Below are 25,653 nucleotides of genomic sequence, written 5' to 3' on the forward strand. Positions count from 1 at the left end.
TCAGGTCATTCAACCCGTGTTTATGCATGAATGACCAGCTCCCCGCCAAGGCAAGTATTGCCTCCGATTACCAAGCGTTTACGCCGGGCACGTGAGTGAATTCAAAGATTCTGTTCTTTCATGAGCCGGAGAAACTTGTAGGAGCTGCCGAAGGCTGCGAAAGCGTTCTGTCTACACACCGCTACGCAGCCTTCGGCAGCTCCTATACGGGGCAATTGCTCCTTGCACGACGCCCTGTGTCACGGAGGACGCAGAAAGGTTCGTTATAAGAACTCATGAATTAACAGCGGCTTTTCAGTCGCAAAAGTAGACTCATAAATAGCGTCATCCCACGTATCACGAGCAAGCAAAGCACCTGCGCTGTAGGCTCGTGCCTTGCAGAAAAACAACTGATGACGACTATCCTGGCGATCCAACAGCTCGAAGTATCGTGCATCCATCTCCATGCACAGGGCATCGAGTTGTGCAGCGTGATGTTGCGATAACAAGGCACTCACTTCGTCCGGATCGATCCCCGCCTCATGGGCTGCCCAGAGAACGATACGAGTAGCCAACTGCTTTTGCCCGAATGGGCTTTGCGCCTCAAACACGCTTTGAATATCCGGGTAGCGGCTCGCTAATCGTGAAGGCATGTTGTGATCCAATTGCATTGTGGTTTGAGCAGTAGCTTGGTGGATTAGTCTCGTTCAGTGGTAAGGATGATGGCTGATATCGGCCAATAGCGGCCATTCTGGAATGGCAGGAAACGACCGATAACTGTCTTCGATACGCAACTTTCGCCCGGCAGCGTCTCGATTGTAAGAATATGGCGGAGAGCTGCAAAACCGCCTACGCTTATAGAATGATTCCTCGAACGCCTTGCCCATCTGGTGGTATAGAGCCGAGAGACCGTCCGCTTAACACCCACTTGGACCAACCCGCGCCTATCGCCAGCAACTGGCCCCTGAATCCGGTCCACACGACCAGCAGTACGGCGCAACGGGTAAAAGCCAGACCCAGCCCCCCACCTGTTGTTCAAAAGCGACCGATGCCGCAGCACCTCTGGAAACGGGGGCGCAGTTCACGTTCTGCCATGAGGTCAATCCGTATGTATCGGCCGAGCACGATTCCTTACCAGCAGCATCGAGGGTTCAGCCGAACCTTCACTCAGGGGCATTTGAGCCTTGGATTATTCTTTCCCATGGAGGCATTCGACGGGGACACTCCGAGCATGCTCAACCAGGTCACACTGGCTAAACAAGCCGAGGCGCTGGGCTTCTGCGCGCTCTGGTTTCGCGACGTGCCGCTTCGCGACCCTGGCTTCGGCGATGTCGGCCAAGTCTTCGACCCCTGGGTTTACCTGGGTTATATGGCCGCCCATACCTCGGAGATTGCACTTGGCACCGCCTCCATCGCCATCCCGCTGCACCATCCCCTGCACACGGCCAAGGCGTCAGCCAGCGTCGATCAGTTGAGCATTGGTCGCTTGATTCTGGGGGTTGCTTCGGGAGATCGGCCAGTGGAGTTTTCGGCGTTTGGCGTCGATCCCGAAAAGCGTGGAGAGATCTTTCGAGAAAACTACGAGGTGATTCGCTGCGCCCACAGCACCAGTTTTGAGCCCATCCACTGGAACACTGGTGAAATGCAAGGCGCAGACCTGATTCCGAAACCCACCACCCAATTCATTCCAATGTTCGTTACCGGCAACAGTCGCCAGTCACTGGATTGGATCGCGCGTGAGAGCAACGGATGGATCAACTATCCACGCATACCGAATATGCAGCGGCTGGTCGTGGAAGATTGGCGGCTGGAGGTCACCAGGCAATGTGGCTCTGTGTACAAGCCCTTTACTCAGTCGCTGTACATCGATCTCGATGAGAATCCGTCCACGCCACCCACACGTATCCATTTGGGGTTCAGACTTGGACGTTACCATCTACGGTTTTTGCTGGAGTCGCTTGAGGAAATCGGCGTGGACCACGTCATTCTCAATCTCAAATATGGCAAGCGCCCTGCGGCGGAGGTTATTGAGGAATTGGGTACACACATCGTCGCGCAGTTCGGAGTGCAGCCGCGTCCGGCAGCTCATTGAACATCAGTCACTGCTACGCCGACGAATACTCACTTGACGAAACCATAAGGTGTCACGGCGCGTGATGACCTCCGGATCTATATCAATGATGGAGATCTTCGCGCCATGAGCGACCGGTGCCCGGCAAGCAATCTACCCTACCCAGCCTAAACCAATGATGAGCACATTGCCTTGCAGATTCTGTGCGGCTTCCATGCCGTCCATGGACACGATTTGCGCGCGTATCCTTTCACTTATACCGAGCGCGCAAGCATGGCATGAATCCTGGACACGGCACTTTAGCCATGACATTTATCTTAAATACAAGTGTTTTAATTGATCACCGCCGGGACAGCAGCAGGCCTAGGCGATCCTGATTTTCATACAAGACATCGTGAGCCTCCCCGAACTGAATGGAACTTCCTGTTGGATTTGCTTAACCGGGCAGCTTGGCCGCAAGGACGTCAACCTTCTCGATTGATGGCGGTTCGGCAAACAGCTCGGCAGCGTTTGCCATAAGCGCCGCCGCGACCTTGCCCGAAAGATGAGCCTGCCGGCCCGCTTCATCCGGGAATGCGTCAAAGATGCCAAAGGTGGACGGCCCCAAGCGGACTCCAAACCAGGCTGTAGTGGCTGGCTCCTCCTCCACTAAAGGAAGACCGCTCAAGAGAAAGCGCTCCACCTCTTTCTCTTTCCCAGGTTTTGCTTCCAAACGAACGAACAACGCTACTTTGACCATGACGTGGCTCCTGTTGTTACGATGCGTCTGGTGCTATCTGGTCGCAATAGCTAAAAGGGGCATCCGGCTATTAACTATGGTCGACGACACCAGGATTACAAACCCAAAAAGACCAAGGGTAGCGTCGCATGTCGCTCGGACACTGAGAATGACGTAGTGGGCAGCGCGCAAGCCGCAGACCAGCCGCTTGATCACTTTTCCCGAGCTGTGGCCTGATAATAAAGACTCAACGATATCTGAAATTCAGGAGAACATAACAGATCATGGTTACTGTCAGGCCGACCAATATGTACTCGACACGCGGTAGAAATATAACTAACCCGCCTAAAGAAAACACGATCAAGGTGTTTTGCAGTATGTACTTCCTTATTCTACTCACGGCTATGAAATAGCCATATTGCTTACCTAGGAAAAACAAGGCCATGCCGGTGATCGACATAATCTGGAAATCGCGTATCGCAATGTCGTTCAGGATCGCATGCCTAATCAAATTTGCCAGAAGTGCTAGCCCCATAAAAAGAAAAAGGTGCGAGTAGATTAAGGCGTGCCCATTCATACTGCTTTGATGTTTGTTCAATAGGTAAAAACTATCAAAATAGATCCACCAGATACTGCAAATCATGATAAATCCGGTGATGGCCGCCATCACATTATAATAACCCCATTGAATGTTAGATAAGCCTCCGGAAAGGCTAATAATTGACTCCCCCAATAAGATTAGGGTGAGTAGGCCTATGCGCTCAACCAAGTGTTCTGTGTGTGCTGGCAATGGTTTTAGTTTAGTCCAGAAAAATACAGGAAACAGAATATCAAGAACAATCCCAATATAAGCAACAAGGTAACGCAAGGGCGGGTCAAAAATAACGGATGAAAGGCTAATAACTGCGCTAACTAATAGGGCGAAGCCAAGCCTTGAGGAAAGTTCGCCGCGAGAATCGAGTTTACTAATGGACGAAATGTACATAACACTGATGATCGCACGTATGCCAAAATAGCAGGAAATAATAAGCGGGTAGTTCACTTCCAGGTCTTCCCCGATCCCTGCCGATAGCACAATGAGCAGGAGCATTATGAATAATGTTGCCAAACGGTGAAGATTGCTGTCTGTATCAAACCTGTTGGAGTAAATCGTGTGACTGGACCAGATCCACCACAACGGTACAAAAAGCAGTAAGAATGTCCATATTTGCTTATGTTCAAAGTGGCCTTCATGAACATGTCCGAGAGTATGCGTAACCTGGCCTATCGTAACAACGAAAGTCAGGTCGAAAAACAACTCCAACCATGTGGCGTGTCGATTTTTTTCATAATACTTCAAAGATTTCATTAGCTGGCGGCTCCGTGTACACCTCTTTAATGTAGAAGGAAGCTAACGCTGGTTTGCCCTCGGCTCTGGTGTGGGTGATGCCAGGCCGATGTGGCTATCTAGCGATTTCGTCCGCGCACTAACAGAAGCTCAATCATCTGACTCATCTCGTTGAACTCTGGGACCCCGTCATAGCGAAGCCCGTCAAAGTAAAACGCCGGAGTACCGTTCACGCCGCTGCGTACACCGCCATTGAAGTCGGACTGTATTTTGGGGATGTAAGTGTCCTCTCGCATGGCAACGTCGAGTTCCCCGCTGGAAAGGCCGTGTTTTAGAACAATGGCGCGATACAGCGGCAGACCCAATCGATCCTGATTTTCATACAATTCGTCGTGAGCCTCCCAGAAGAACCCTCGACTCCCGGCATACTCCGCGGTGACCGCTGCACCCAGCGCATGCGGATGAGCGGTGGTCAGAGGAAAGTTACGGAACACGAACAGCAAATCATCGCGAAAATGCTGCTGCAGATTCTTGACCATCCAATACGCTTCACCGCAATAGGGACATTCATAGTCGCCAAATTCCAGCAAGGTGACTTTGGCATGCGCACTTCCCTGGCGATGGTCGATGGCACTTACCGGAACTTTGAGAGTGGCCATGGGATCACCTGCTAATTTTGGTTGGTGTGCTTTGTGACGAATTCGCCAAAGCATCCAGCGCATCCAGAATACCGTCCGCACCAGGGTTGATTGCCATCGGGGAGACGTAGCTCCAAGCAACCACCCCGTCCTTGTCAATCACGAACAGCGCACGCTTACAAACCCCGAGGTGGGACTCGTACGCTCCATACTGTCGTGCCACAGCCCCTTTGGGCTCGAAATCGGCCAGCAGGCTGAAGTGAAAATTTCGATCTTTGGCAAAGGCCTGATGACACCAGGCGCTGTCAACTGAGATACCCAGTAGCGTCGCACCGTATTCTCTGAATGTGGGTAGCACCTGGTTGTACAAAGTCAGTTGGTCGCCACAAACCGAACTCCAGTCAGCGGGATAAAACGCCAGTATCACGGGATTTCCCTTCAGCTCGCGCAGCGACAACTGTTGATCAGGGGTCGCGTACAGCGAAAAGTCGGGCGCGACAGTGCCGGCTGACAGCGGCCCCTGACCCAGGTCGTCGTTCGTTTCTTTTGCATCATCCAATTCTGAAGTGTTCATTGCTTGAACCTTGATAGATGGGTGGTAGGGGCGTGCTCAGTGGGATACGACGTGCCCGGTGGGATAACTCCATCCACCATCAAGGGGTTTAAAAAAACACAACGATGCCTCGATCTCAGCCTGAGCCTGAGTGATTTCGGCCGCGAGACGTTCACGTTCCGCATCAACGCATGCAAGGAGATCCTCCGTGTAATCGCGGATTTGGATTGAGGCCAGGTTGGCAGGGGAATGGTCGGATTCGCTCTGGCTCACCAATGACTATAGTCGTTGATGACGCTTACCGTAGTAGCTGAACGAATTTTCGGTACCCTCCAGTGCCAACAACACTCACGCGCTTATCTTGCTGCCATTTCAGGCGGCGTTTTAACACGATGATTTTGGCAGCTATTTCGCCACTTCAGACAAATCTACATCTGCTTTCTGGACGACAACTGCTGCCCGTTACGACAAGCAGAAATCGACCAGAGGCAGACACTGAAACCGCCTTCAGGTCGACAGAATGAAGGTTGATATGGGAAATGCTCTGGACAAACGAGTCGTTGTCATTAGTGCCGGCATCGTGGGCGCTTCGCTGGCGTATCATCTGGCTGATAAAGGCGCGAATATCACCTTGGTTGAGGCTGAAGGTATCGCGTCGGGAGTGATTGGAGATTCACTCGCATGGATCAACATCCTATACGGATAACGTGACCCCATTGCAGCACTGCGCGGAGCAGCAATCAAAGATGCGGCTCGTGCAGCGATGGTGCTGTACCTAACGAATAGTCGAGATCGGTCTTCGGGAAGCTGAGCGGTAGCCTTTGCGAATATTGTCACTGACCGCTTTTGGCCGAACGCTGCATTCCTTGACAGGCAGCTAAGGGTCGAAAGCTGTCTGTGAGGAGGAGCCCATGGTTCTGCTGTGTTTGGTCTTTGATCGCGTTGCTTGAGGCCGATCGAGGCCCGGCAGTTTCGGGATTCGGTGCTTCCCGTGCGTGTCCAAGCGCCTGAAGCAACACGGTTTGCGTGATGAGTACTTGGAGCTGGAGATTACCCAGTCGTTTCTGTGGTACCTATTAGAAGCCCTCCAGAACGATCTTGCCCTTCGCCTTGCCGCTTTCTAGCAGAGCATGGGCACGACGAAGATTTTCTGCGCTGAGGCGTCCGTAGTTATCGCCGAGAGTGGTGCGCAAGAGACCCGAATCAACGTGCCGCGCAATTTCGTTGAGGATGTTGTGCTGCTCCTGCATGTCCTCGGTTTCGTAAAGCGAGCGGGTATACATCAGCTCCCAGTGCAACGACAGGCTCTTACGCTTCAGCGGCACAACGTCAAGCGTTGCCGGATCATCGATCAGGCCCAGCCTGCCCTGAGGCTTCAGTGATTCGATGATTTGCTCGTAGTGCCGATCAGTCTGGTTCAGACTTGCGACATAGCTGACTTGTCCAATGCCAATGCGCTTGAGCTCTTCGCTGAGTGGCTTGGTATGGTCGATGACGTGATGCGCACCCAGCTCGGTGACCCAGGCCTGGGTTTCCGGGCGCGAAGCCGTACCGATGATCGTCAGCCCGGTCAGTTGACGTGCCAACTGAGTCAGGATTGAACCCACCCCGCCCGCAGCGCCGACGATGAGCAGCGTCTCGCCTCGGTCGGTGGTATCACGCGTAACACCGAGGCGATCGAACAGTAACTCCCAGGCGGTCAGGGAAGTCAGTGGCAATGCCGCAGCCTGGCTGAAATCCAGCGACTTGGGCATTGAACCGACGATACGCTCGTCCACCAGTTGCAGCTCACTGTTGCTGCCTGGGCGGATCAACGATCCCGCGTACCAGACCCTGTCACCGGGCTTGAACAGCGTCACGTCGCTGCCGACCGACTTGACCACCCCAGCAGCGTCCCATCCGAGGATACGGGGCTGGCTTTCGTTTTCATGTGGTACGTAGCCCCGTCGCACCTTGGTATCGACAGGATTGACCGATACGGCCTTTACCTCTACGAGCAAGTCGCGCGGCTTCGGCACTGGCTCGGGTATATCGATCTCCACCAAGGCGTCGGGATGTTCGATAGGCAGGCATTTGAAGTGTGCAATGGCTTTCATTCGAAGAACCTCAGGAGATGCGATACATTTTCGTGATGGTGAGCTTTTCAGCAGCACGCTCGATGAAAGGGAGCGCGGCCTGAAAATGCGGTGTCGCTTCGTGAGCAGTCAGCGCCGCTTCGGTGCGCCACTGTTCGATCATGTGGAAAGTGCGAGGGTGCTCGGCATCACAATGGAAGTCGTACTGGATGCAATCCGCTTCGGCTCGGCTCGGGCCTTGCAGGCCCTGCAGCGTCTGCTCGAGTTCGGCTTCAAACCCGACCTTGGCGATCAAAGTGGCAATCAGTGTCAGAGGGGTGGTCATCAAACCTCCTGTTTGTGGGCGTTATAAAGAGAGAGCGAGTTAGCTGGCACGGGTGTATCGAAGATATCCATGCCGTCGGCCGTGCGGCCAACAAGCTGAATCCGCGGTGCTGCGAGATGCCGGCTTGGTCGAAATCCAGACCATCGGCACGACACACATAAACTCGTCGCAGGGGAAGACTGAGTCACTGTCTTCCGGGCGCGGTGCACACGATCCTGTCTCGGCGCGACTAAGCCTTTCGCTCAATGACGACTTTGCCAATGGCACGACCTGACTCTAGGCGATCATGTGCCGCACTGACACCCGCAGCAGTGAAATCATGGCGCTCATCGATCAGTGGCTTGACCAAGCCGCGATCAACCAAGGCAGCCAGTCTTTGCAGGATCTCGCCATGGTGCTTGCGGTCTTGGTTATGAATGATCGAAACAGCCATGAATACCAGGTCAAGTCTCAATGCCTTGAAGTGCATTTCGGTCAGATCGTAGGTGTCGTAACCGATGATCGAGACGACATGGCCCTTGAGCTTCGCGGCTTTCAGCGAGTTCTGTAAGACCTCGCCGCCCAGGGTATCGAAGACCGTATCGAATCCCGTTCCTTCAGTGATTCGCTGACTGTATTCCTGAGGCGTCTCGCTTTTATAAAAAATAATTTCATCGGCGCCCAATCGACGGGCAATTTCCGCTTTTTCCGGTGTGGAAACCGTCGTCGATACCCTGGCTCCCAGAACCTTGGCCAATTGAATGCCTATGTGCCCGACACCGCCGGTGCCACCATGTACAAGGACATTGTCATTGGGTTGGATCGAAGCACGGTCGATCAGCGCCTCCCATGCCGTAATCGCCACCAGCGGCAAGCTTGCTGCTTCGCCAAAAGAGAGCGACTTGGGTTTTAGCGCCAGCATCTCGGCATCGACCTCCATCTGATCTGCCAGCGCACCGGGAATCCCCACGATACCGCCGAAACAGCCATAGACTTCATCGCCTGGGTTGAAGCGCGTCACGCCAGTACCGACGGAGCTGACCACCCCTGAAACATCAATGTGAAGAGTGGCCGGGAAAGTCAGACCAGCCGTACCTTCGCTGCCACGGCGAATTTTCGTGTCCACTGGATTCACGCTTGTCGCCCGCACATCGACAATCACATGACCTGCTCGCGCGCGGGGATTGTCCGTCTGAATTTCGACAAAAAGGTCTGAGCTACCATGCTGATTTATCACAATGGCTTTCAAGGGTTTAACTCCGAGGAACTATAGGCCACCAAATTATCATCAATAAAATGGGATAAGTACGTTAGAGTTGTTGAATCTTTCGGTCCTGTTGGTTGGTAATAAGTGCTGGATTCCATCGATGAATTGCGTTTGTTTATTGCCGTTTTTGAGGAGGGATCCATCCGTGCGGCTTCCGAACGGCTGGGGATGACAGCTGCGGGCGGAAGTAAGCGTCTTCTGGCCCTTGAAGACAGCGTGGGTCGGAGACTTTTTAACCGCACCACCCGCAAACTCAGCCCCACTTCTGACGGTGAGAAGCTTTATCAGCATGCCCTGAGCATCCTCGAAAGTGTCGAGAAGGCCGAGCGAGGATTTTTTCAGAAGACCGAGATTACCGGTCATCTGCGCATAACCGCTTCCGCGACATTTGCCCAAGGTTATTTATCGAGCGTCGTAAGCAGTTATCTCAAACGCTACCCTGGCGTCATCGTTGATCTCCATCCGACGGATCAACTGGTTGATCTGGCCGCCCATGGTACCGACCTTGCGATTCGGCACGGCGTGATGGCCGATTCGTCCCTGATCGCGCAAAGAATTGCTGCCTCTCGACGTCTGATTTGCGCCGCCCCCCAGTATTGGGAAAAACAGGGCATGCCTATCTCTCCAAAAGAACTGGCCATGCTGGACGGCCTCATCGTTGGTAAGGATTCCAGCTGGGCCATGTCCCGGGGAGGCGTCAAAAAAACCTGCAAAATACGCAAACGGTTTTCATCCAGTCTGGGGGAAGTGGTTCGCCAGATGGCGATAGATGGACATGGAGTAGCGCTGCTCATGGACTGGCATGTACGAGATGATCTTGACTCAGGAGCGCTGTTGGAGGCATTTTCCGATTGGGCCATTGAGCCGCCGGTGGGAATCTATGCGGTCTACCCTTCAAGAGAAAACATCGCTCCGACTGTCCTCAGCTTTGTTGCTCATCTCAAAGAGTGGGTCGCGGCCCACCCCGTTTAAAGAAAGCGACAGTGCCGCCACGACAAACCCTGCCGGATGGAGTAAGAAGACCGGGAAGTGTCACTCAAAGTGCAGATCAATGAGGTTTGTAGACCCTCGAGAAAGGAATGTCGCCCTTTGAGTAATCAATCGTATGAAAAGACATACTACTTTCGACGAATTGCGCTTATTTCTGAAAGGCTGCAGCGAAGCCGAGCGCGATCATTACTACCATGTTTCAATTGCCGATGTGAATAGCACACTAGGGTGCTGTTACGGGCCTCAATAACTCCTGAACACAAGCCCAATGATTCAGTGGCCGATGCTGAATTTTGATCCTTACCGATTAAAACCTTGCCCACGATACTCTGCACATGCCCGCTTTTAGCGGGTTTATCGTTTCATCAGTCTGGCACGGTTTTTTTAATGATCTGAGCCTTGTTCGTCAACCGACAGCTTATAGAGTTCATCCCCGATGCGCCTTCAAACTACAATTAATCGGCCAACTTAATTCGGTTCTTAAGCGTGTTGCCTCGCTTAAGAATGTAGAGCATTTCCGAGATCAAACTTGAACCCTGCCTCTTAACAACAGGCAATTAAATGCTCAACGAATCTGGAGATCACCTTTATGAAGAAACTGGGGATGCTTCTATTGGCAACTGGCGTACTGCCCCAGCTATCAATACTGTTATGGGTCTACCCGTTCCCAAATCCAATTTGTCAAAATAGCGTAAATAATTCGTACACCCGGCAAGTAAGGGCAAGGCTAAGACAGCTGCTGGATCACGCCGCTAACGAGATTAAGACACAACTGAACATGCAAGACTCCGTCTGGTTGGCCACGCTTGAAGACGGATCCAATACGCAAGACGCTGAAACGACTGACACCTTTCAGCCTCCAGCCGAGCAATGAGACGAGTCGATCGTTTCCGCCGAGCCTTCATCATATTTGCAGGCCTACAGATGGACGCTCGCCCTCACTGCTCTGGTTGCGCTCGTCGGTATATTCCTAGCACTCTTCGCTCGCAAAAAAAAATACCCAACCTCAATGGCACCTCTTTCGCACAGGGCCATGGGCGCTTATTACGTTGCAACGCCATTGTTTGACATGCGAAAACGTTGTTCCTCCCGCTGGACACACTGCTCTCGCCACATCCTCGATCGGCGTATGGGTCATCGAGATAGCGATGAATACACCCAGCCGAAATCGCGCAATCAAAGCTATTAAGGACATGCAATTGCCAGTCGCGTGCAGAGAAAACAACTTCGTTGTCATCGGGCCGTACAAACAAAGGATGGACGCAGTGCGCGTCGTAAGGGACCTGAATGACAGTTATAGCATTAGAGGTTGGATTATGAAGAGTAATTGATTTCTGACACTAACGAAGTTCTGGATCAGATAGACGAGCGCGCATCAGAACATACAGGAGTTTCCGAACGACCCAGTGTATCCTGATTGTTTGAGCCCATACGCCGCCATTTTAAATGCGGCGTTTTCGACGAGGTTGATATTTTCATCGGCAGCCAGGGTTCTGTTTTAAAGCGGTAGGATTCGTTACCGGCTTGACGATGTGGCAGTGGAGGATCAGTTTATTCGATGACGCCCCTAAAACTTCAAGCCTCATGCAAATGAGGTGTTGAGTGGATATATGTTAATGATTCTTATCGCGCGATCGCGGCGCTCGCTCAGTCGAATTGCGTACCTTTTTGAATCAGCTCAACCTTATATCCATTGGGGTCCTCAATGAACGCGATGACCGTACGCCCATGTTTCATAACACCTGCTGGTCGCGGAACGCGATATCCCATGATCGCAGCACGGCTGCATAACGCGTCTGCATCTTCAACCTCAATAGCGACATGCCCGTAAGCATCACCAAGCTCATAGCTGTTTTGTCCCCAGTTATGCGTCAGCTCCAGGGCAACCGTCTCGGCCTCCGGACCATAACCAAGGAAAGCCAGTGTGAACTTGCCCTCTGGGTAGTCTTTGCGTCTTAAGAGGTTCATGCCAAGCAGCCTCGTGTAGAAGTGAATGGATTTGTCCAGGTTCACTACACGCAACATGGTATGCAGTATGCGCATCTACTTCTCCGCGGCAGCGTCGGCCCATTGCATAGCCAACATCTCTAAAAAGGCTTTCATCGTAAGCCCGATTTCAGCTCTAGTGCTCAGCCAAAAGCCAGTCTGTTTAAGGCTGGAGTTTGACGGGACAATGTTAAGCTGCCAAACCAATCACTAAAAGTGACCAGATGTGAGCCAGACCATCATAAAAGGAGATTCTCTTGAAACTTTCGCAGCTCGGCTTTTTTTGCGCTGTCGTCGAGCACGGCACGATAGCCGCAGCAGCCGCATCGCTGCATTGTGTGCCCTCGAACATCCACTACAGACAACAGGTCGATAACTGGTTGGAAAGCAGCGGTATCCAGCCTCGGGCTATTCTGGAAATCGAATCGTATCCGAGTATCTTCGCCTGTATCGCGCAAGGGATAGGTTTCGCCTGCATACCAGAGAGTTATGTGGATCGTTTTGCCAGGTAGGCGCACACGTTTCAGGCTGACCAGGTGCCCAGTCTGGATTCAAGCGATATCTATTTCGTCTGGAGAAAGAACCAGCAATCACCCCTGATCAGAAACTTCATTGAGGTCATCGACAGTCAGGGTGTTTAATTGCAACCACGTCTAAAAACGATTCGAACTCGTCAAACCCCGACGGCGTCTTTTGGTGGGGCGTGGTGGTAATCCCCAACGAAATAGGGCTGCGTCTTTTATTCCTCCGGCAATCTGCCCCGTTTTGTGAACAGCCAATAGATGATCCCCAAGACCAGCGTTGCAAACCCCAATGCAGCGATAGTGGCGGCGGGCGTTGAAGCGGAATCAAGAATCACGAATTTGCGACTCAGGGCCAGGAGCGAGATAAGAATCACTGTTCGCAGCTGCACGATGCTGCCATGCCTGAACGCCGGACGAATGATGGAGTGCTTGAACTCCAAGGCGATCAATACAGTGAAGATCGAACCGAACAGTAACTGGAAATCGCCGTGATCCAAGGGATCAATCGCGCCGCCTACCACCAGCGGCAGCACTCGTCTGTAGAGCTGGATCAAAGCAATGACGATGACGCACGAGATGATCACGCCAAGCGCCAGCACGATGATCTGCTCGAATCGCTCATAGGCGTTCATCAGTGACCACTGGACATGAAGGCTTTTCAACGTCGATCTCGGAGGCAGTGGCGCTGAGGGGTCCGGATTCTTCATTAGGTTTTTGCTCCAGCACGTGTGGTTTCAGCCGTCGGCATGGCTCGCCTGTAGCCGCTGATCCAGCGCGCCAGATAGTTGAGTGAAGCAGAGTTTCGGGGGTACGGCCGAATCCATCCCAGTGATCTCGATGCGCTACCCGCATCGGAATCTGCCGGACCGCCTCGGCAACAGTGAACCCAGGCTGTTGACGTGAGCTGGTCTGGGTTCTAGTTGCTAATAATGGAAATCTTATCGTTGCGCTCGATGATTGCGAGCGTGATCTGTTCGACCCGCACAATCCCCTGCCCCAGTCTTGCCGCCTGCGATCGCGGCTGGATCTTCGACGCGTATCAATCATCGTCACAACCAGCATGGCGATTCATTGTAAACCCGCCTACGCTTGTTGGATGACCCCACGCCTTTACTCAGTTGAAGCAAAGGCTGGTGCAATCAGCTTCCCTTCTGACCGTCCGTTCATAGCCAATCCGGACCAGCCCGCGCGTATCGCCAGCAACTGGCCCCTCAATACGGTCGACCCGACCAGCATGTACGGCGCAACGGATAAAAGCTTCACGCACTACCCCACCTGTCGTTCTCAAGCGACCGATGCCGCAGCACCTCTGGAAATGGGGCGCTGTTCACGTTCTGCCATTGAGGAAAATCAGTATGTATCGGCCAAGCGCGATTCCTTATCAGGAGCATCGAGGGTTCAGCCGGACCTTCACTCAGGGTCATTTGAGCCTTGGATTGTTCTTTCCTTTGGAGGCCTTCGATGGGGACATGCCCAGCATGCTCAACCAGGTCGCATTGGCCAAACGCGCGGAGGCGTTGGGTTTCTGCGCGCTCTGGTTTCGTGACGTGCCTCTTCGGGACCCCGGTTTCGGCGATGTTGGCCAACTGTTCGACCCTTGGGTTTATCTGGGCTACATGGCCGCGCATACGGCGGAGATAGCGCTTGGCACCGCATCCATTGCCATCCCGTTACACCATCCTCTGCACACCGCCAAGGCATCAGCCAGCGTCGATCAGTTGAGCGCAGGTCGCTTGATTCTGGGTGTAGCTTCCGGCGATCGCCCAGTGGAGTTTTCAGCTTTTGGCGTCGATCCCGAAAGGCGCGGAGAAATCTTTCGAGAGCACTACGAGGTGATTCGCAGAGCCCACAGCACCAGCTTTGAACCCATCCGCTGGAGCGGTGGTGAGATGCGGGGCGCAGACCTCATTCCGAAACCCACAACCCAATTCATTCCAATGCTTGTGACCGGGAACAGTCGCCAGTCACTGGATTGGATCGCGCGCGAAAGCATCGGATGGATCAACTATCCACGCATACCGAACATGCAGCGACTGATCGTGGAAGATTGGCGGCAGGAGGTCATGAAGCAATGTGGCTCCGTCTATAAGCCCTTCACACAGTCGCTTTACATCGACCTCGACGAGAATCCGTCCACGCAGCCTGTTCGCATTCATTTGGGGTTCAAACTTGGGCGCTACCATCTCCGGTTTTTGCTGGAGTCGCTTGAGGAAATCGGAGTGGACCACGTTATCCTGAATCTCAAATACGGAAAGCGCCCTGCTGCGGAAGTCATTGAGGAGCTGGGTACTCATATCGTTCCGGAATTCGGAGTACAGCCGCGTCCTGAAGTGGACTGATACACGGACCACCGCCACGCCCGGCCGATGTGATCTACGGCTGGGTGACCATGAGTTGCTTTCACCCGAAGGCGAAGCCTGCCAGGCTGGCGCTGTTCCAGCGCCATGGATAGCACCACGATAGCCGTCATGTTGGCGTTGACTTCGGTACTGATGACCCTGAGTTTGAGCGCTTCGGCAATGGCACAAACGCAAATTCGCCGCCCTGTGCCATCAGCATGGAGGGATGCAGTGCGTCGCTGTGGCTGCTTTTAGCGAAGCGCGACGCCATATACACAACGCCTTGACCGCCATCAGCGACAGCACGCCGGAGGTGATGAGCGGCCAGTTTCTGGCCATCACTTGCAGATCCAGCGTCATGTCGACGCCGAGGAAGAACAGCCCCAGCAGCAGGCCACGAAACGGTTCTATGGCCGCCTCCAACTGGGGGCGGACACATCAGGACCGGTAATGCTTCCGCGGCCAGGCGTGCTGAACAGAGCGAGGAAGATAAGTGCTCAGTCCCGAAAAAAGGCTTCAGGACCAGGCACCCTCCGGAGCGTGCATCAAGGACGCATCTTCGTCTGCCGGGCTCGACCAGGCATCCGAGGATCCAGTGCTTCATTGCACGACGTGATCAACAGCGCCGCTGCCCAATGACGGGAGCGGGTTGAGCTAAGTCCCTGTCCCCGCGATAGACACGCGATCATCAGGCTGGTCGGGCGGACTCATGTTTGCTGAGGCGTTTGGCGCATCCAGCTTATTGAAGAGCACTTCGTTACGCGCTTTGTCGTAACCCAGCTCAACGCTGTCGCCGGCCTGTAGCTTGCCAGCGAGCATTTCCTTCGCAAGCCGCGTTTCGACGGTCTGGCGAATCTGACGTTTCAACTCGCGCGCGCCAAACTCAGGCTGATAACCAACATCCGCCAGATAATCAATGAGTGAGCCATCAATTTTCACTGTGATGTTCTGTGCAGCTGCGGTTCGAATTACCCGATCAAGCTGAATGCCTACAATCGATCGGATGTTGTCACGCGTAAGGGCATGGAACACGATGATGTCATCAATACGGTTCAGGAATTCGGGACGAAAATGCCCTTTCAAGACTCCCATTAATTTATCACGTAACGCTTTATCCGTAAGGCGTTCATCTTCCGGGCGCTCAAGATTCTCCATGATAACGGGAGAGCCCAAGTTGCTGGTGGCAATGATGATCGTATTGCTGAAGTCGACAACACGTCCCTTGCCGTCCGTGAGACGCCCATCGTCGAATACCTGCAGCAATACGTTGTTCACATCGGGATGCGCCTTCTCGATCTCGTCGAGCAGAATCACACTGTAGGGCTTGCGGCGGACACGCTCTGTCAACTGACCACCTTCGTCGTATCCCACATAACCGGGTGGCGCACCGATCAACCGAGCAACCGCATGACGCTCCATGTACTCCGACATATCAATACGAATGATCGATTGCTCGTCACCAAACACCGTTTCCGCCAACGCTTTGGCAAGTTCAGTTTTGCCGACGCCCGTAGGGCCAAGAAAGAGAAACGTGGCAATAGGTCTATTGGCTTGGCCAAGGCCGGCTCGCGACAAACGAACGGCATCGCTGACCGCGAGAACAGCATCTTCCTGCCCGACCAGCCGATCACGCAAAGTGTCTTCCATATTCAGCAGCTTCTGACGCTCTTCCTGGGTGAGTTCGGTCACCGGAATACCGGTCAGACGGGACAGTACTTCGGCAATCGACTCAAGGGTCACCTCGAGGGTTTCGGAACCCGTCTTGCGCTCCCAGGCTTCTGTCTCCTCTCCCAACTGGGCCTGTTTTTGACCGATGCGCTCTTCGAAGCCTTTGGATTCATCAAAGCGTTTACGCGAGGATGAATAGTCCTGTTCGCGTTTGAGCTGGGTGATTTCTGCTTCCAGCTCCTGAATGCCAGCAGGCCTTGAGGAGGCGCTGATGCGCACGCGGGCCGCAGCCTGGTCGATCAGGTCAATGGCCTTGTCCGGCAGAAAGCGCGAGGTGATGTAACGATCCGACAGCTCCGCCGCTGCCACGAATGCTTCGTCGGCGAACGTCACCTGATGGTGCGCCTCAAGCTTATCGCGCAGCCCACGCAGGATAATGATGGTCTGTTCTACGGTGGGCTCGGATATCAGGACGGGCTGAAAACGTCTTTCGAGCGCCGCATCTTTTTCGATGTGCTTTTGGTACTCATTGAGCGTCGTCGCACCGATCAGACTGAGCTCCCCGCGTGCCAGTGCGGGTTTCAATACGTTGGCAATGTCCAGGCCGCCCTCTTCACCTCCCTGCCCCGCGCCAACGATCGTATGCAGCTCGTCGATGAACAGAATCAGCTCCGAGCTCTTTGCAGCCACTTCATCGAGGAGTTGCTTAGCGCGCTCCTCAAATTCGCCACGGTATTTGGAGCCCGCGACCATTGAGTTCAGATTGACTTCAACCAGCCGTCTGCCACGCAGAATTTCCGGGACATCACCCTTTACTATGCGCTGTGCAAGCCCTTCAACGATGGCTGTCTTACCGACGCCGGGTTCGCCGATCAGGACCGGATTGTTCTTCCTGCGGCGGGCCAGCACCTCAATGGTATTTTCGATTTCCTGCGCGCGACCCAATACGGGATCCAGCTTGCCCTCGCGAGCCAACGACGTCAGGTCGCGACCGAACTTGTCGAGTGTCGGCGTTCCCGTCGGGGTATCGACTCGCCCATCTTCAGCCCCCTTGCCCACCACCTTGACCACCTTCTGTCGCAGGGTTTCAGGCGTTACGCCGTATTTTTTAAGCAATGTCCCGGCAATACTTTCCGGGACAGAAGCAAGACCGATCAACAAATGTTCGGGGCCAACGTATGAATGCCCTAAATCACGAGATGCCTGGAATGCAAAATTGAAAGCCTTCTTCAAACGCGGCGAAATGGTCATCTGATCGACTGAAACCTCAGCAGTGCCCTTCTGCGCATGTTGATCGATGTAGCCTTTGATGTCGTCGGCAGAAAGCTTCAATTCCTTGAGCAACGCTGTGCCTACGTCGGTATCGGCAAGCACATACAACAGATGCTCAGTATCGAGCTCGCTGCGGTTCAGTTCGTGGGCTTTCTCTCCGGCGCGCTGCAAGATTTCGAGCGTCTGGGAACTGAATGCATCGGTTGCGTCGACAGATTCTCGAGGCACTTGCGCAGAGAGCCTGAAGTCATCGCCCCCCTGATCCATTGCTCCGCCCATGCTGTCGAAAAAGCGAGACACCCCTCCGCCCAGCAGAGAGTCGAATGGATTCAACATGCTTTGATGGCGTAAGAGTTGGCGGTAATCGTGGTCGCAAACGGACATTGTTCTGGCTTGGCCATTTTGCGATACGGTCACCCGCGCTACAGCTGGTCTCGCATTACATATTTCACAGAGAGTAGCCATGATGAGTTGTCTCCAAAGATGGATAACACGGACTCATTCGGATCTACTTCCCTGTAAACGATGCTCAAGAAGCTGGGACATGAGATCCGCATTACGCTGAGCTTGTTCAGGAAGACGATTATGTTGCAGAGAATGGCAGTCACGACAGACGACGCCATCCAATCAAGATAGTCGGATCTCATCAAAACACGCTATGGGCGACCCAGGATACCGACGAACGACGTCTGATAAATTCATGATCAAAAATCCCGCCAGTGGTTAACCACCAGCTAATCAGCACATGTGGCTATGGATTCTCCAACGTTGTCGAGGAACGCTTCGATGCCGGAATTCGCATGGGCGAATCGATCAGCAAGGACATGATTGCGGTTCGCATAGGCCCGGATTGGCGGTTGGCGGTGGTTGGATCTCCGGTTCGCTGCAACGTCTGCTTTGGGTCGAAAGCCGCCGCGTGGGAACGACCGCTTTTGGCCGGAAGCAGCCATTAGCGATTGAACACTATCGGCCAGTGATGTGGTGGACGGGGACCAACCCACTCCTTAAAAACCTCTCAGTTTTGTTTTACGCAGAGTCCAAACATGCCGCAATCCTGCTCAGCATCTCAGCTATCTATAACGTTCACAAAACGAAAAGGCTTCAATTAAAATCCTGCCTGGCAATATCAGGTTACCTGCCGGGAGCAGAGATATAAGTAATCTCTGCCCCATCCACTCTTAAAAATCGAACCGCTGATCAAACACCTTCTGCTCACCCACCGACACGCTGCACTGGCGGGCCATTTCAACGGGGATGACTTTACCCAGCAACGGCGTTAGTGCTGTGTAGAACACCTTGTCGCAGGCTGCATCTTTGCTGAAGGCTTGGGATTTGCCGTTCGCGTCGGCGGTAATCCGGCAGCTCGCTACCAGGTCAGTCGGCAATTCGCTCAAGGCCACGGCCTTGGAGCCGGAGCCTTGCAACTCGATCAACTCGTCGCAGCCGCCCTTGGCCGGGCCTTCCTTGATGGTTTTGGTGAAGGCCACGCGCTCATAATCAGTGCCGGTGAACAGTACCTGATCGTTGACGGTCACGCGGTATTGCGACGGTTTAAAGGCGATGGTTTTGATGCAGAACTGTGTGGCGACCGGCTTGCCGTTCACGTCGGCAGACGCCGATTTACAGCCTGGCGTGGCTTGGGTGAAAGAGGTATCAGGCGAGCTGACGCAACCGGCCAGCGACAGCAAACATGCACTAAACAACATTCTTTTCATGAGACTTCCTGTGCTCAAACAGACCACCTCCAGCAGGTGGCTCCGGGCACAGATCATATCAGTGACATGTCAGTTACAGGCACATCGAGGCTGGAGCCATTAACCTGTTTGAAAATCGAAACTGGCGGGTAAGTAGAGCTGAAGTTTATGGGCGGCTCACGGCTGGGCTTTAACACCCTAGCCTCCTTCAAGATACTCGTACCGCCGCTGAATCGTCGCTAACTGCCCCGACTCGCGTAACGTCTCCAACGCCTTCGCCCAACCCGCCACCACCTCGTCATCACAATCCTGACTGAACGCGATGTACAACGACGACCGGTAAACCTCCACCGGTATCTGCCGCAACGTGCCGGGAGGGATTTTCAGTTGGCGGCTGTAGTAAGCCACTCCGGCGTCGGTGTCACCGACAATGATGCTGGTGCGTCCGGCGAGGAGCATGCGGTAGAGCTGGGGACTCTGGGTGGCGGTTTTGTCGAGGTTGGTGAAGTTGAGCGATTGCAAGGTGGTGGGCACCAGGCCCGCGTGTCGGGTGGTCACGATAGGAGCTTCCCGGAGTTGCTCCAGGGTATTCACCGGCGGCGCGTCGGCCATTTGGTAGGGATGGATGGATTCTTCGACGATAGGCCCGACCCATTTGTATAACGGCTCGCGCTCAGCCGTACGGAACATGGAGTACATGATGGTCCTGGATCGCGAGTTCAACGCGTAACTGGCGCGCATGCTGGGCAGCAGTACTATTTCAAACTTATCCCCGGTCAGCGCCATGATGGCCCGAACGATTTCGGTGGTCATGCCGGTAAGTTGGTTGTTCTCCATGTAGTTGTAAGGCGCCCACTCTTCGGTCACGATTTGATATTGCTCGGCTTTGGCGGGCAAGCCGAGGAACAGGCAGAGACAGAGCAAGGCTGCGTTGAGTGTTGAATGTCTCACGGGGTCTGCCTGGTGGGCTGTGCGCGGCACGGAGGGGCCTTGTCTGAAAGGTCAAACAAAGCATAGACCCTAAAAGACATTTGATACTTTGAGCGGCTATTTAAACGGACGAATCATTAAGCCGCAGGTTGTGAGAATTCTGGCTTCCTGGCTTAGGGACCGTCTGACGCAGCTTATCCCCTGCCCCGTCCATACTGCCCCGGCGTTGCGCCCATGATCGACTTGAACACCCGGGTTAAATGCGGCTGATCGGCAAACCCCGAAGCGATGGCCACTTCAGCCAGCCCGACGCCGCTTTTCAGTAATTTGTGGGCCTTACGTACGCGTGCCTGGAGTTGGTAGACATGGGGTGTCACGCCGCAGGTCTGGCGAAAGGCTCTCAGCAGCTGGAGAGCCGGGAGGCCAACGATTCTCGAGAGATCGTCGAGGGTGACTTTGTCTGAGAGGTTTTCATCGAGATAGGTGCGGGCGACGGAGATTGCGACGGGTTCGTTGAAACGTGAGTCAGGCAGTTGGATAGCACTTGTGTGCTGAGCCAGCAGCCGGATGATCATTGCGGTGATGCGCGACTGGCGCTCGAGCGCAGAGCAGGCTGTTTCCGAAAGGCGATGAAGCTCCAGCAAACTGGCGCTCAGCACCAGATCTTCAACCACGGGACTGGTAAAAACCGGGAGGCCGGTAATGCCGAAGTTATCTCGGGCCACTCTCAGGAAGACGTCTGGATGAACATGCAGCGTCCGGCATAACCAGCCGCCCGCGTCAGGCCGTCCACTGTGCAACTCATCGGGGTTGATCAGAACAAAACTGCCGCGTTTGGCAATGCCGCTCGATCGCAAGGTCTGCAGAAAAACGCCGCCAGCCAGCACGATGCCGAGGCTGAACTCTTCGTGGGTATGCCACGGGTAACGATGGTCGAAATACGCACCTTTAAGTAGCTCGGCATCGTACAAGTCGGCCATCGTCCAGACGCTGACTGAGTTTTTTCCGGATCCGGATTCGAAATCATCATGCACGGAAAATACCCCAAGGCTTTTGCAGACAGATCAACCGAAGAATTGCACGCAAATATTTAACGCGCAAAGTTAAACCTTGCAAGATTCTTCAAGACCCTTGATGAACGGCTCCTTAAGGTATCAGGACCTACCAAATCAGGGATCACATCAATGGCCCGCATGCTAAGGCAGTTGCCGGACCGGAGTCTGCATAACGAAGGCCAGACATCTTCGGTCATGCTGTGCCCGCAACGACTTGCAGCCCCTTTGGAACATCACGCCATACCCGCGAGCTTGAACCTGACTGCCAAGTCTCTCGGGCCGGAATCCCACACGGCTTGCGCAGTGGCGGCGGTGGTTCATGAGTTGCGCCAGCCGCTGTCATCGATGCTGTGCAACATTCAGGCGTCGATTCGCTGGCTGGATCGCGATGAACCCCAGGTGCCTGAAGCCTTACGAGGCCTCAGGGATTGCGCGATGCTCGCGAGACAGATGAGCCAGATCAGTTCAGCCCTGCTGCAAACTTACTCACAGCGCCAGATGGTGCCTTGTACCGTGCAACTTGATTCAGTCATGGCCGAGGTCGTGGCGGGATTCGCAGAAGAGCTGGCGTGCCAGAGCATCGCCGTAAACCTCCAGGTCGAACCGGGCTGCAGCGTTCACGCCGACAGCACTCAGCTCTATTTAGTCCTGCGTAACCTCGTGTCCAACGCCATCGACGCCATCAGCGCCCAGCACGTAGAGAATCGGCAGATTTCTCTCGCGGCCTATCCCATGGCAGAAAAGACACTGATCTGCGTAATGGACAGCGGCCCCGGTATCACCGAAAGCTATCAAGCCTTTATCAGCGAGCCGTTTTTCACGACCAAAGCAGACGGGATGGGAATGGGTCTGGCGATCTGCGAAACAATTCTCTCGCGTTACGACACAGCCCTCAGGCATACCGTCAGCAGACGCGGCGAAACCGTATTCATGTTTGCAATGCCCTCCGAAAAGGCCTGCATGTGATCAGAGCGATGACGGCTCAACTGGCAACACCAGCCTGAAAACTGTTCCTGCGCTATCGCTCGCCACACTGACATTTCCGCCATGGGCTTGCATGATCGAGTGCACGATGGCCAACCCCAATCCGCCTGAGTCGCCGGGCTGGTTGCGGGAAGGATCGCAGCGATAAAAGCGCTCGAAGAGATGAGGCAGATGCTCTGCACCAATGGGTTCGCCCAGGTTATGAACGTAAATCTCTAAACCGCCAGCGCCAGGCGTGCTGCCGATAATGACCGGAGTATTCGGTGTGGCGTAGCGCAGGGCGTTGGCGATCAGATTGGCCAGTGCGCGGCGCAGTAATTCCGGGTCGGCATTTAACGTGCCCTGGCTCTGGTTGATCAGCTCGATGCCGCGATCTTCGCCCATGCCTTCGAAGTAATCACACAGCTGTGCGACCAAGGCACGCAGGTCGATCTGTTGACGGTTGATCGACGCTTTGGGCTGTTCGGTACGTGCGAGGAACAACATGCTGTCGATCATGCGTGCCAGGCGTTCGTATTCTTCCTGATTGGAAACCAGCAGCTCCTGATAGACCTCGGACGAGCGATTGCGGCCTAGCGCCTGCTGGGTCTGGCCCATGAGGTTGCTGAGCGGCGTACGCATTTCATGGGCGAGATCTTCACTAAAACGGGTGAGCTGAGCGAAGCCGTTTTCCAGCCGGGCAAGCATCTGGTTGAGCGCATGACTGAGGGCGCTCAGTTCGCTCACGTCCTTGAACTCATGCAGGCGCAGGTGCAGGTGTTGCACGTCGATGGCTGCAGCTCGTGTCGCCAGTTGCCGCACCGGACGTAAACCCCGCTGGCTGACCATCCAGCCCAGCAGAAACGCCAGCACAGCGCCGACCAGCAAGGCTATCCAGATTTTCATGCGATAGGCGCCAAGCATTTGCTCGCGCTCGTTCACCAGTTTGCCCGCGATGAGCGTGAGGTGCCGGCCGGTGCTTGGCACGTCGAACCACGCCAGCCGCAACGACTTATCACCCGGGCTATCACCCAACTGCGGTGAAGGCGCTGCCGGCAAGTCCGGCACAGGCAAGGAAAGCGGGTTGACGTCGATGAGCAATTGCCCCGCGTCATCGACAATCCACAGCACATTGTCGCGGTTGCCCAGCATGTTTTCGTACAGCTGCGGACGTTTGCGCAAAGCGTCGATACTGTCGCTGTCAGTGATCAGCGCCTGCATACGCTGCACGCGACCGAGTAACGCTTGATCGTCTCGCCAGATGATTTCGCGCTGCAAAGACTGGTAGAGATAAAACCCGACAGCACCTAAAAGCAGCACGCTGACCAAGGCGAACATGAACGCCAGACGCAGGCTCAGCGTGCGAGGCCATAGGGTCATTGTTGCAGCTCCAGCAGGTAACCAATGCCGCGCACGGTGTGGATAAGTTTTGCCTGATACGGGTCGTCCACCTTGGCACGTAAACGGCGGATCGCGACGTCGACCACGTTGGTGTCGCTATCGAAATTCATTTGCCAGACGTGAGAGGCGATCAGCGCACGGGACAGGACTTCTCCCTCTCGACTGAGTAAAAGATGCAGCAGCGCGAATTCCTTGTTGGTCAGGTTCAGGCGCTCGCCGTTGCGCGTGACTTTGCGCTTGAGCAAATCCAGATGCAGATCGGCGATCTGGAACTGTTCGACTTCACGGGGCGGTCCCCGACGCAGCAAGGTGCGAACCCGCGCCAGCAATTCGGCATAGGAGAAGGGTTTCACCAGATAATCATCGGCGCCCAGTTCGAGGCCTTTGACCCGATCCTCCACGGCATCGCGGGCGGTGAGGAACAGCACGGGCGTCTGCCATTTACGGCGAATGATCTGCAGCAGTTGCCAGCCATCGAGGCCGGGCAACATGACGTCGAGGATGATCAGGTCGAACTCGCTTTCCTGCACCAGATGCAGACCGTCCAGACCGTTCAACGCGACTTCCACCAGATAGCCGGATTCCCCCAGCCCTTTGCGCAGGTAATCCGCTGTTTTCGCTTCGTCTTCTACTACCAGGATACGCATTAAGTCCTCCGCCACTGACGCATAGCGTAAGCCGATCCGCGACCTCATCTCATTACAAATACGTAATCCGCAGGCAATCAGTTTGTGCGGAAGGCTTGGGCAGTATGGCTGGCAATTGCTCAGCCGAGCCTGAACCGGAGATTTTCATGCTGATCCGAAGCGTCACCCTTTCTTTACTGACACTGGCCATGGGGTCCGGCGTCGCGTTGGCTGACGTGCAAAACGTTGCACAGCGCCCGGATGTGACCCTCAAGCTTGCCAATGACCTGCTCAATGCAACCCTGGCGGCCTGCCACGCCGATGGCAAAACCGCCGTCGCCGCGGTGGTGGATCGCGGCGGAAATCTGGTTGCGGTGCAGCGCGATGACAACGTTGGCCCGCACAACACCCTCGCCGCGCAGCGTAAGGCGTTTACCGCGCTGTCGACCAAAACCCCGACGCGGCTGCTGTCCGAGCGCGCCCGCAACAATCCCGAAGCCGAGAACCTCAACACCCTTGATGAGCTGCTGCTGTTAGGCGGTGGCGTGCCTTTAAAAGTAGGCGATCAGGTCATCGGTGCCATCGGCGTAGCGGGCGCAGGCGGTGCAGAAGTCGATGAAGGCTGCGCGCTGAAAGGCATCACCCACGTTTTACCCAACCTCAAATAAGCAGGAGCATCTCTCATGAACATGCTGAAAACACTGATCGCCGGCGCTGTATTAAGCGGCCTTTCATCCATTGCGCTGGCCGCGGGTAATCCGCTGAGCGTACACGTGCTGAACCTGCAGGACGGCCTGCCCTCCTCCGATGTCAGCGTGACCCTGGAAAAACAGGAAGGCCAGGGCTGGAGCACGCTGAACAAAGGTGTAACCAACGAGCAAGGCCGGATTACGGGCCTGTATCCGGAAGGCAAAACGCTGGAAAAGGGCACCTATCGCGTGACGTTCAAGACCGGTGAGTGGTTCCAGAAGCACCAGACGGCCAGCTTCTTCCCTGAAGTGCCGGTGATCTTCAACGTGGACGGCACCTTGCCGCATTACCACATCCCGCTGCTGATCAGCCCTTATGGGTTCTCGACGTATCGCGGGAGCTAGTTTGCGAGACATCGGATCTGTGTAATCAGCACTCGCGTCTCGCCAACAAGTTGGCTCCTACCGGGATCCGGCAACCCCATGTGGGAGCCGGGCTTGCCCGCGATTCAGGCGACCCGGTTTCACGGCCAGACCGCGTCATCGTTCATCGCGAGCAAGCTCGGCTCCTACAAGGGATGCAC

General features: G+C 54.7%; 23 protein-coding genes and 4 pseudogenes. 9 read left to right on the plus strand and 18 right to left on the minus strand.

The genetic code is table 11. The features are described from left to right. Positions 1-263 precede the first annotated feature (263 nt). Entirely contained in the window at positions 264-632 is a 369-nt protein-coding gene (locus tag AUC60_RS25895) for a hypothetical protein (RefSeq protein WP_087274263.1), read from the minus strand. 455 nt (positions 633-1,087) lie between these two features. Between AUC60_RS25895 and AUC60_RS25900 the strand changes: the two genes are divergently transcribed. Then, on the plus strand, positions 1,088-2,071 hold the full coding sequence (locus tag AUC60_RS25900) for an LLM class oxidoreductase (protein WP_087274217.1): 984 nt from the start codon (positions 1,088-1,090) through the stop codon (positions 2,069-2,071). Positions 2,072-2,109: 38 nt separating this feature from the next. Here the strand turns inward: AUC60_RS25900 and AUC60_RS28230 are convergent. The 5 genes and pseudogenes from AUC60_RS28230 to AUC60_RS25925 form a co-directional block, all read right to left on the minus strand. Further along, positions 2,110-2,293: pseudogene (locus AUC60_RS28230) on the minus strand (monovalent cation:proton antiporter-2 (CPA2) family protein); the annotation flags it as partial. Positions 2,294-2,486: 193 nt separating this feature from the next. Further along, complete coding sequence (locus AUC60_RS25910) at positions 2,487-2,789, minus strand: putative quinol monooxygenase (protein WP_087274219.1); 303 nt, start codon at positions 2,787-2,789, stop codon at positions 2,487-2,489. 226 nt (positions 2,790-3,015) lie between these two features. After that, positions 3,016-4,116, minus strand: coding sequence for a low temperature requirement protein A (locus AUC60_RS25915; protein WP_087274221.1), 1,101 nt, complete (start codon positions 4,114-4,116; stop codon positions 3,016-3,018). Between the two features lie 98 nt (positions 4,117-4,214). Then, entirely contained in the window at positions 4,215-4,754 is a 540-nt protein-coding gene (locus tag AUC60_RS25920; RefSeq protein WP_087274223.1) for a DsbA family protein, read from the minus strand. A 4-nt stretch (positions 4,755-4,758) separates the two neighbouring features. Continuing rightward, positions 4,759-5,307, minus strand: coding sequence for a redoxin domain-containing protein (locus AUC60_RS25925; protein WP_087274225.1), 549 nt, complete (start codon positions 5,305-5,307; stop codon positions 4,759-4,761). A gap of 511 nt (positions 5,308-5,818) precedes the next feature. Between AUC60_RS25925 and AUC60_RS27760 the strand changes: the two are divergent. Further along, positions 5,819-5,989 (plus strand): annotated as a pseudogene (locus AUC60_RS27760) (FAD-dependent oxidoreductase); the annotation flags it as partial. Between the two features lie 373 nt (positions 5,990-6,362). Here the strand turns inward: AUC60_RS27760 and AUC60_RS25930 are convergent. The 3 genes from AUC60_RS25930 to AUC60_RS25940 all read right to left on the minus strand — a co-directional run bounded on the left by AUC60_RS25930 (position 6,363) and on the right by AUC60_RS25940 (position 8,914). After that, positions 6,363-7,382 carry a zinc-binding alcohol dehydrogenase family protein gene (locus AUC60_RS25930; RefSeq protein ID WP_087274227.1) on the minus strand — a complete coding sequence of 340 codons (1,020 nt, stop codon included), beginning with the start codon at positions 7,380-7,382 and terminating at the stop codon, positions 6,363-6,365. Between the two features lie 10 nt (positions 7,383-7,392). Next, positions 7,393-7,686, minus strand: a complete 294-nt coding sequence (locus AUC60_RS25935; protein ID WP_087274229.1) for a putative quinol monooxygenase — start codon at positions 7,684-7,686, stop codon at positions 7,393-7,395. A gap of 229 nt (positions 7,687-7,915) precedes the next feature. Continuing rightward, positions 7,916-8,914 (minus strand): zinc-dependent alcohol dehydrogenase family protein, encoded by a 999-nt coding sequence (locus AUC60_RS25940; protein ID WP_087274231.1) that lies wholly within the window; start codon positions 8,912-8,914, stop codon positions 7,916-7,918. Between the two features lie 102 nt (positions 8,915-9,016). Between AUC60_RS25940 and AUC60_RS25945 the strand changes: the two genes are divergently transcribed. After that, positions 9,017-9,904 carry a LysR family transcriptional regulator gene (locus tag AUC60_RS25945; RefSeq protein WP_087274233.1) on the plus strand — a complete coding sequence of 296 codons (888 nt, stop codon included), beginning with the start codon at positions 9,017-9,019 and terminating at the stop codon, positions 9,902-9,904. 1,665 nt (positions 9,905-11,569) lie between these two features. On the opposite strand, the gene gloA is transcribed toward AUC60_RS25945, so the two are convergent. Beyond that, on the minus strand, positions 11,570-11,965 hold the full coding sequence (gloA, locus tag AUC60_RS25960) for a lactoylglutathione lyase (protein WP_087274238.1): 396 nt from the start codon (positions 11,963-11,965) through the stop codon (positions 11,570-11,572). 200 nt (positions 11,966-12,165) lie between these two features. On the opposite strand from gloA, the gene AUC60_RS25965 reads away from it, so the two are divergent. After that, a complete protein-coding gene (locus tag AUC60_RS25965) occupies positions 12,166-12,420 on the plus strand; it encodes a LysR substrate-binding domain-containing protein (protein WP_238599645.1) in 255 nt (84 codons plus the stop codon). Between the two features lie 227 nt (positions 12,421-12,647). On the opposite strand, the gene AUC60_RS25970 is transcribed toward AUC60_RS25965, so the two are convergent. Further along, on the minus strand, positions 12,648-13,139 hold the full coding sequence (locus AUC60_RS25970; RefSeq protein ID WP_202973084.1) for a phosphate-starvation-inducible PsiE family protein: 492 nt from the start codon (positions 13,137-13,139) through the stop codon (positions 12,648-12,650). A gap of 648 nt (positions 13,140-13,787) precedes the next feature. Between AUC60_RS25970 and AUC60_RS25980 the strand changes: the two genes are divergently transcribed. After that, positions 13,788-14,771, plus strand: a complete 984-nt coding sequence (locus AUC60_RS25980; RefSeq protein WP_087274240.1) for an LLM class oxidoreductase — start codon at positions 13,788-13,790, stop codon at positions 14,769-14,771. A gap of 98 nt (positions 14,772-14,869) precedes the next feature. Here AUC60_RS25980 and AUC60_RS25985 read toward each other — a convergent pair. Together AUC60_RS25985 and AUC60_RS25990 are read right to left on the minus strand one after the other, a co-directional pair. Beyond that, positions 14,870-15,203 (minus strand): annotated as a pseudogene (locus AUC60_RS25985) (cation:proton antiporter domain-containing protein); the annotation flags it as partial. 222 nt (positions 15,204-15,425) lie between these two features. After that, positions 15,426-18,179, minus strand: coding sequence for an ATP-dependent Clp protease ATP-binding subunit (locus AUC60_RS25990; protein ID WP_405623857.1), 2,754 nt, complete (start codon positions 18,177-18,179; stop codon positions 15,426-15,428). Positions 18,180-18,463: 284 nt separating this feature from the next. On the opposite strand from AUC60_RS25990, the pseudogene AUC60_RS25995 reads away from it, so the two are divergent. Further along, positions 18,464-18,589 (plus strand): annotated as a pseudogene (locus AUC60_RS25995) (LysR family transcriptional regulator); the annotation flags it as partial. Between the two features lie 300 nt (positions 18,590-18,889). Here AUC60_RS25995 and AUC60_RS26000 read toward each other — a convergent pair. From AUC60_RS26000 to AUC60_RS26010, 3 genes are all read right to left on the minus strand, one after another. Further along, complete coding sequence (locus AUC60_RS26000; protein ID WP_087274244.1) at positions 18,890-19,426, minus strand: hypothetical protein; 537 nt, start codon at positions 19,424-19,426, stop codon at positions 18,890-18,892. 177 nt (positions 19,427-19,603) lie between these two features. After that, positions 19,604-20,356: a substrate-binding periplasmic protein gene (locus AUC60_RS26005; protein ID WP_087274246.1), complete on the minus strand. Its 753-nt coding sequence runs from the start codon at positions 20,354-20,356 to the stop codon at positions 19,604-19,606. Positions 20,357-20,529: 173 nt separating this feature from the next. After that, positions 20,530-21,369 carry an AraC family transcriptional regulator gene (locus tag AUC60_RS26010; protein WP_144443303.1) on the minus strand — a complete coding sequence of 280 codons (840 nt, stop codon included), beginning with the start codon at positions 21,367-21,369 and terminating at the stop codon, positions 20,530-20,532. A gap of 150 nt (positions 21,370-21,519) precedes the next feature. On the opposite strand from AUC60_RS26010, the gene AUC60_RS26015 reads away from it, so the two are divergent. Then, on the plus strand, positions 21,520-22,356 hold the full coding sequence (locus AUC60_RS26015; RefSeq protein WP_087274250.1) for a sensor histidine kinase: 837 nt from the start codon (positions 21,520-21,522) through the stop codon (positions 22,354-22,356). Here AUC60_RS26015 and AUC60_RS26020 read toward each other — a convergent pair whose 3' ends face one another. Together AUC60_RS26020 and AUC60_RS26025 are read right to left on the minus strand one after the other, a co-directional pair. Then, positions 22,357-23,733 carry a heavy metal sensor histidine kinase gene (locus AUC60_RS26020; protein ID WP_087274252.1) on the minus strand — a complete coding sequence of 459 codons (1,377 nt, stop codon included), beginning with the start codon at positions 23,731-23,733 and terminating at the stop codon, positions 22,357-22,359. It abuts the gene before it with no gap. Further along, a complete protein-coding gene (locus AUC60_RS26025; protein WP_087274254.1) occupies positions 23,730-24,401 on the minus strand; it encodes a heavy metal response regulator transcription factor in 672 nt (223 codons plus the stop codon). The genes AUC60_RS26020 and AUC60_RS26025 overlap by 4 nt, the downstream gene beginning before the upstream one ends. Before the next feature lie 146 nt (positions 24,402-24,547). On the opposite strand from AUC60_RS26025, the gene AUC60_RS26030 reads away from it, so the two are divergent. Beyond that, positions 24,548-25,048, plus strand: a complete 501-nt coding sequence (locus AUC60_RS26030; RefSeq protein WP_087274268.1) for a GlcG/HbpS family heme-binding protein — start codon at positions 24,548-24,550, stop codon at positions 25,046-25,048. A 15-nt stretch (positions 25,049-25,063) separates the two neighbouring features. Next, the gene (gene uraH / locus AUC60_RS26035; RefSeq protein ID WP_087274256.1) at positions 25,064-25,474 is read left to right on the plus strand and encodes a hydroxyisourate hydrolase; all 411 of its coding nucleotides are present in this window, start codon (positions 25,064-25,066) and stop codon (positions 25,472-25,474) included. The last annotated feature ends 179 nt before the right edge of the window (positions 25,475-25,653 follow it).

The organism is Pseudomonas caspiana (assembly GCF_002158995.1).
Lineage (GTDB): Bacteria > Pseudomonadota > Gammaproteobacteria > Pseudomonadales > Pseudomonadaceae > Aquipseudomonas > Aquipseudomonas caspiana.